At 34.8% G+C, this 6,166-nt stretch carries 6 protein-coding genes; 3 read left to right on the top strand and 3 right to left on the bottom strand.

Features of this window, described 5'->3' with window-relative positions:
- Positions 1-76 precede the first annotated feature (76 nt).
- The 3 genes from MW688_RS21395 to MW688_RS21385 are packed head-to-tail and all read right to left on the bottom strand — an operon-like array spanning position 77 to position 4,363.
- On the bottom strand, positions 77-1,024 hold the full coding sequence (locus MW688_RS21395; protein ID WP_486738041.1) for a hypothetical protein: 948 nt from the start codon (positions 1,022-1,024) through the stop codon (positions 77-79).
- A complete protein-coding gene (locus MW688_RS21390; RefSeq protein WP_486738040.1) occupies positions 1,024-2,085 on the bottom strand; it encodes a hypothetical protein in 1,062 nt (353 codons plus the stop codon). Before MW688_RS21390 ends, MW688_RS21395 begins: the two co-directional genes overlap by 1 nt.
- Positions 2,086-2,113: 28 nt before the next feature.
- Positions 2,114-4,363: a dynamin family protein gene (locus MW688_RS21385; protein WP_486738039.1), complete on the bottom strand. Its 2,250-nt coding sequence runs from the start codon at positions 4,361-4,363 to the stop codon at positions 2,114-2,116.
- Between the two features lie 489 nt (positions 4,364-4,852).
- Here MW688_RS21385 and MW688_RS21380 point away from each other — a divergent pair, with 489 nt between their 5' ends.
- From MW688_RS21380 to MW688_RS21370, 3 genes are all read left to right on the top strand, one after another.
- A complete protein-coding gene (locus tag MW688_RS21380; RefSeq protein ID WP_486738038.1) occupies positions 4,853-5,107 on the top strand; it encodes a hypothetical protein in 255 nt (84 codons plus the stop codon).
- A 135-nt stretch (positions 5,108-5,242) separates the two neighbouring features.
- Positions 5,243-5,776 carry a DUF2202 domain-containing protein gene (locus tag MW688_RS21375; protein WP_486738037.1) on the top strand — a complete coding sequence of 178 codons (534 nt, stop codon included), beginning with the start codon at positions 5,243-5,245 and terminating at the stop codon, positions 5,774-5,776.
- A 128-nt stretch (positions 5,777-5,904) separates the two neighbouring features.
- Positions 5,905-6,141 (top strand): DUF4351 domain-containing protein, encoded by a 237-nt coding sequence (locus MW688_RS21370; RefSeq protein ID WP_486738036.1) that lies wholly within the window; start codon positions 5,905-5,907, stop codon positions 6,139-6,141.
- Positions 6,142-6,166 lie beyond the last annotated feature (25 nt).

Below are 6,166 nucleotides of genomic sequence, written 5' to 3'. Positions count from 1 at the left end.
ACTCATTACTCATAATTCATCCACAACCAGTAACATTAGGTAAAGATGCTTTGGTGTGAGATTGGTGGGTGACTCGCTACTTTTGCTTTTGAGAATTTTGTTTTTGAGTTGACTCATAATTTTGAGTGCGTTTTGATAATATTGACTTCAAAGAATTCTTCCATTTATTTATTACATTTGTGAATAAACCCGGAGGTAATGGACTTAATTGATTGAAATCAAGTCTCGATTTCATTGGAACTTGTTTTGTCATCCCATTTTCTTCCCAGTTTTCATTACTAATTAATTCAGATAAACCTCGCCAAACACGAGTATTTTGTATTGTCTCTTTCTTTTTAAATCCGGTAACAATAACCAAAACCTCGTTACTAGGAGGTAAATTACATTGTTTTAGTTCTTCTGCTAATTCATTTCTCAGCTTAGGTATATTCTTTCCTATTTTTCTTATTAAGTTAGGCGAATGACTAGGAGGAATTGTTTCAAAATCAAAATTTTCTGGAACAATCAACTTATATAAATTCTCATAGTTAGGGTAAAAACCATATTGATTAGCATGAGTTTCTGTTAATTGTGTACTATCAACATTTCTTAAAAAAACCACTGCTTTGTCTACTTGTTCTACAAAATCTTCTGTATTTTCATCTTTCAGTGCAAAAACTATCATTTGACGAAAGAAAAAATCAGTTCTTTCATTATCTTCTGCTACCCATGCTATATCCACAGTAATCTGCCGGGTTTCAGAATCTTGACGAGGAATCTTTTCAATTTTTGTCTGATCTGTTATCTTATCAAAGTATTCTTGGGATTTATAAGGCTCAATTCCCGTAATCATTAACAATAATTTTTTAGTAGGTAATCTTTCTAAGACAATAGATTGAGAACTTTCTGAAACTAAGTTAATTGCGCCTTTAGATAATGGTGGAATTTTAGGATTAAGATGACCCTCTTGACTAACTTCTAGCCAGCGATAATCTTGTTCCGGTTGGTAATAACCTCGACTTTGGACATAAATGTCGATATTCATTACGACCTCTTATTTCTGTTTTTTAAATGGAGTAAAGCGTGACCCTGTAAAATCTCAAAACCCTCCTCATTTTGTTTACGGCTTTGGGCAAATGTTTTCACAGCTTGACCAAAGGGCGTCTCACCACCACCCAATACTCTACGTAGTCCTCGCAGCACCGGAGAACGTTCAACCAACTGTTTATCATTAGCAATCTTAAATAAAAAACTTAAGATATAGCGGAGTAACTCATCTCCATTTTTGGGCTCATATTCAGCGTTTATGCTTGTTTTACGAAACAGAAACCTAGGGTTATTGCCATCTTCTACTTCGTATCTCCAAAAGTGCAAGCAGCCAACGGTTTCAACCGGAGAAGTAATTACTGCTATCTTTTGGGAACGGTCTTCTAAAAAAGTTAATATAGAATTATATTCTGTTTTTATATACTCTATAAGTTTTTTACAAGATTCTGGCGTTTGTACATAAGTTTCACATTTGACAGGTGCAAAAATAACTAATTTAGGCTCTTTACTATTATTAAGAGCTGTTCTCAATAGAGCGGTCACTTCATCAGGTTGATTCCTAGATTTGTGGAATCTTCCACTTTTTCCTTCATTTATATCCCAATCACCACGATTTTGAAAATTTTCTTTTTTTGGCTCTAACATAGCTGGCGTATCAATTGTAATAATTACCACATAGGAATCTTGAATCAGCGTTTTTACAAATTCTTTTTCAGTATTATCCTTTGAAGTTAAATATCCTCCAGGATAATCTCGAAAAATGAGTCTCAGTTTAGTGTTTTTGTCAACTAAATCAAAAATATATTTTTGTAAAGAATCAGGTCCTGCTGGTGCCCTCGTTCCCTTTACTCCCTTGTCGCGTTCAGAAGCTGTCATTTGAGCTGGTAAACTCTTTAGCTGTTCTAAGTATTCATCAAGAATTGGTTGAGTTTCTTTATCAGCAATCAGATCAAATCCGATATTTTGAGCAATCCCGTGAAACTCTTCATACATAGCTAGTAAAAGTGTTGTTTTTCCTACACCACTCGCACCTAGCATGGTAATTTGAAATTCGTTCATAAAAATTGAGCCTCTTTTAATCTAAGTTTTAAGTTAAAGAACTAACAAATTGTAATTTATGAAGTTGATTTGCTTGGCTAACTTGTTCAATTAAATCTAGCCACTGTTGTCGGTTAGTATCCTTGCCAAAAGCTTCTGGCCAAAGATCGGACTTGAAATCCTCTAAAAAGATTCTCCAGCCCTCTTCTGCCTCTTCGGAACGGGTAACTTGATCAACAAGTTCCTCAACTTCCCAGTATATTTCGTCATAAGGTGTAGAATATATTTCAGCTAAGTGTTCCTCACATTTAAAAATAACGTCCCCATGAACCATTTCTAAATTAAACCGAACTTCTTGAGCTGTGTTCTGTTCTAGCGGCATATTAGTCTTATCGGGATTAAGATTATCTAAGTGAGGTCTGACTACGGAACGAATGTGGGTTCGATAATTCAACTCGAAATTTGCGAAGGTTTCAATCGATTGTTTTATTATGGTTACGTCTGGATCGTCAGGGGTGATGTCTACTAACTTTTTTAAAAAGTCATTCCCTTGAAGGTTCTTTAACTGAGAAATATTCTCTAAATGAAAAGAGTCTTTTAAAATTTTGGTCACTTTAGCTTTTGCTTCTTCTACCTTCTTGCTCAGCCCATTGTCCATTCCAGTAAATTTACGGGTTAAATGTGTACGAAGATTATGTAAGGATCTAGCATAAGTGCTTTGCCAATCATCTTTGTATATTTTCATGTCTAAAATTTCGTCAATATTAGGAAGACCTGTATCTTGTTTACATCCTTCAAAAACTGAGAGCACGACCTGTTTAAAGTCTTCTTTGTCTTTCTCTTCGTCTTCCTGATTTAGTTGTGTTTTTTCACTTATTTCGTTACCTTTCTGATTTGGTCTTCTTTCTTGATCTAAATTACGTAATAGCTTTTCAAGTTCTTTCTTTAACTGTTTCCAACGCTTCTTAAATAATCTAGAGTATTTACCAGATTCAGTACCACTATTGTCAGAGTCTTTTTGCGTCCAATCTTGTCGAGCTTTTTCTAATTCTTGTGCAACTCTTTGTTGAAGTTTATCGACCTCTTTTTGATAACTAATAACATACTTTTCATCTAAAGAAGTAATATTATCTATCATATAGTCTAAGACTATATCAAGAATGTGATTCGCTTCATCAGGCTCATAACAGTTAACTATTTCACATCTTACAACATCAATGTGCTTTGCTTGAATAGTGTTTTGATAATGCTCACAAGCTTTTCGATTAGTAGTATCATAGTTAAGAACCATAAAAGCTCGCTCATCAAAAGAATCTAGAGCTTGATAAGCTGTTTTATATAGATTAGTGTCTCTTGGCTCCCATTGATAACGCTTATTATCCGCATCAGGCCGACGAATAAAAAGAACAATATCTACTTCTTGTCCCAAAGTTTCTAACATTAACTGTTCATCCCCTAATCTGGTATCTCCTATACCAGGGACATCAACTAAAGCGATCTTTTGTGCTTCTTGATTGGGAAAAGGACAAGAAATTTTAACCGAGTCTACGGCTAAATGATCAAAAGAGATTAAATTTCCCCGCTCATCTCTTGGGTGAGAGACATATTTATCAATCTCGCTCTTATTAACCCCTAACAAAACTTTAGGTAAACCACTCTGTAAATGTTTTTTATACTGGTGAAAGTTATCATGATAATCATTTTTTAAATGTTCATAAATGGTCTTTAAAGTCGCATCTCCAGATCCTGAAAAATCCGGCACAGGAAGCGGTTTTTCAAAGTCTTCAAGACTGCTAGGTGGATTAGGTAGATTTAAAGCTTCATAATAGGGGATAATAACACTTTGCAAAAATGACTCAGTTGTGTGAAAAGTAACGTCAGCAGAAGTTTCGCCTAGTTTATGCTCTATAGTACTTTTGCACGCAGTACAAGCTTGACCTGGTTTAGCGGGAAGGACATCATCTTTTAATCCACTAATGCTTTTTAAAAATTGGCTTTTGCCTTGACCCATTAATCCCATCACACCAATATTAATTGTTTCTCGTTTATAACGTTCTGTTAGCTTATTTAACTGATTAATTTGATGATTAATAGCAGCAGATAAATTTCCTAAATTAACCCTCTTCAAGTAGTCAACAATTTTTCCCTCTTTTACTTCTTGAATGAGTTGACTTTGACGATGATCAACAGAATCTATGTTATTTTTCAGAAGTGATAAGTTACTAATAACTTGTGTAATCCGAGCAACTAGCGGCTCACGTTTTTCGATAATTGTTTGAATTGTTTGAGATCTTGACATAGTAGTATGATAATTGGGCCGATCAAGGTTTTGCCTGTTTACAACAATCCGCTTTTGAAAAAGCTAAAAATTTAAATTTGGTTCTTATTCCAAAGTATACCCTAAAGCGAGCTTCAAAAGCAGGGGAGATAAAGCCGAAAATTCCTCTGCTTCCTTCCCATCTGGAGTTTAGACTAAACGCTATTTTCGCAAATGGGCAGGTTTTAAAAGTTCGTTTTGATTACTATAGTTGTATTTCTAAATTAGCTTAATCTGTAGCATAAATAGTATAATGAGATTTAAATCTTCAATGATATCCATTGCTCCTATTCAATGTATACTTACACAGAGTACAAGGTATGGTAGATAGCGATCGCCGTGGTTGAGTTTTGAAGTAATGAGTTAAAGAATTAATGCTCAACGCTTAAAAATTGATTCTCGTCTGTTGGCCAATTTCTTTAGTTTTGCACTTGTGTGCTTTGATATGAGGTGAAGCTAGAATGTTTAAGGATGATAGCGACACTGAGATTAGACCCGGCTAAGAGTGAATTAATTGGTACAAATAACCCCACAGAACTTATTTTAGATAGTCATAAAACTGTATTTGCTCATTTTGTCAAAACAAATAACACAGGAAAAGAAAAAAATACCAGTATTCCTGATTGGGCCAATCCTTCTAACTCTTCTCAGGAAAAGACTGATCAATCTCCACTTAATCAAAACCCAGAATCTAATCCCTCTATTCCCAAATGGGCTCGTTTTTAAGGTAAAGATGCAAGATCTGAGAATGGCGATCTTAATTTTTGTGCGCCACACATATAACTATATGAAAATATTGCCATCGCATAGGCTATAATTAGAATTGTATTCATTGAGGAAAAACAAATGAAAGGAAAACAAATGAAAGACTCATTTCAAAAACAAGAGAATTGGATGAGAGTAGACCAACTGACAGGGATGACAAGAAATAGCCCATTAAGTTCTCCTGCTACAGTAAATGAGCTAGAGGAGAATGGCTTACTGTATATGCGGGAGGAAGAAAAGTTAGCACACGATGTCTATCTAACTTTATATAAAAAATGGGAATTACCGATTTTTTCCCAGATTGCTACCAGTGAACAACGTCATACAGACTCGGTCGCCAACTTATTAGAACGGTATGATATTGAGGATCCAACTCTAAATAATGAGCAGGGTGTATTTAAGAATTCCGATTTACAGCAACTTTATGATGATTTAGTCACTCAGGGGAGTCAATCACCCATAGAAGCTTTAAAGGTAGGTATTTTGATTGAAGAAACTGATATAGTTGATATACAAGGAGAGATTGGGCAAACCGATAATTTTGATATTCAAAGGGTTTACAGCAATTTATTAGAGGGATCTACGAACCATTTAGAGGCTTTTACTTCTACTCTAAATAATTGGTATTAACTGGAATCTAGAGTAAATTTTCCCTTGATAACATATTCAACTAGACTCCATTAACATTAAATCAACAGGAAGAAAATGAGTTTCAAAGACAATTACAATCATTAACAACTCATGAGGAAGAACAAGTAATGGAAATAGTAACTAGTTGGATGGCAAAAGGCATCGAGCAAGGTATTAAGCAAGGAGAGAAAAGCCTAGTATTGCGTTTACTCAAACGCCGTTTTGGCAACGCCATCAATCTTAATATGGAAGCACAAATCAATAGTCTCTCTCTCCCCCAAGTAGAAGCCTTAGGGGATGCTTTATTAGATTTTTCTGTGATTGATGATTTAAACCAGTGGTTAGAAGATAATCCTACCCCATGAGATTTAAATCTTCAATGATGATCTT

Source organism: Johannesbaptistia floridana (genome assembly GCF_057440575.1).
Note: the sequence above shows the minus strand (reverse complement) of the source record. Positions and strands in the feature narration are given on the sequence as shown.

Excerpts from the sequence above, each read along its gene's own strand:
- MW688_RS21390 (WP_486738040.1), bottom strand. The coding sequence starts at position 2,085 with ATGAACGAATTTCAAATTACCATGCTAGGTGCGAGTGGTGTAGGAAAA.
- MW688_RS21370 (WP_486738036.1), top strand. The coding sequence starts at position 5,905 with ATGGAAATAGTAACTAGTTGGATGGCAAAAGGCATCGAGCAAGGTATT.
- MW688_RS21375 (WP_486738037.1), top strand. The coding sequence starts at position 5,243 with ATGAAAGACTCATTTCAAAAACAAGAGAATTGGATGAGAGTAGACCAA.
- MW688_RS21380 (WP_486738038.1), top strand. The coding sequence starts at position 4,853 with ATGATAGCGACACTGAGATTAGACCCGGCTAAGAGTGAATTAATTGGT.
- MW688_RS21395 (WP_486738041.1), bottom strand. The coding sequence starts at position 1,024 with ATGAATATCGACATTTATGTCCAAAGTCGAGGTTATTACCAACCGGAA.
- MW688_RS21385 (WP_486738039.1), bottom strand. The coding sequence starts at position 4,363 with ATGTCAAGATCTCAAACAATTCAAACAATTATCGAAAAACGTGAGCCG.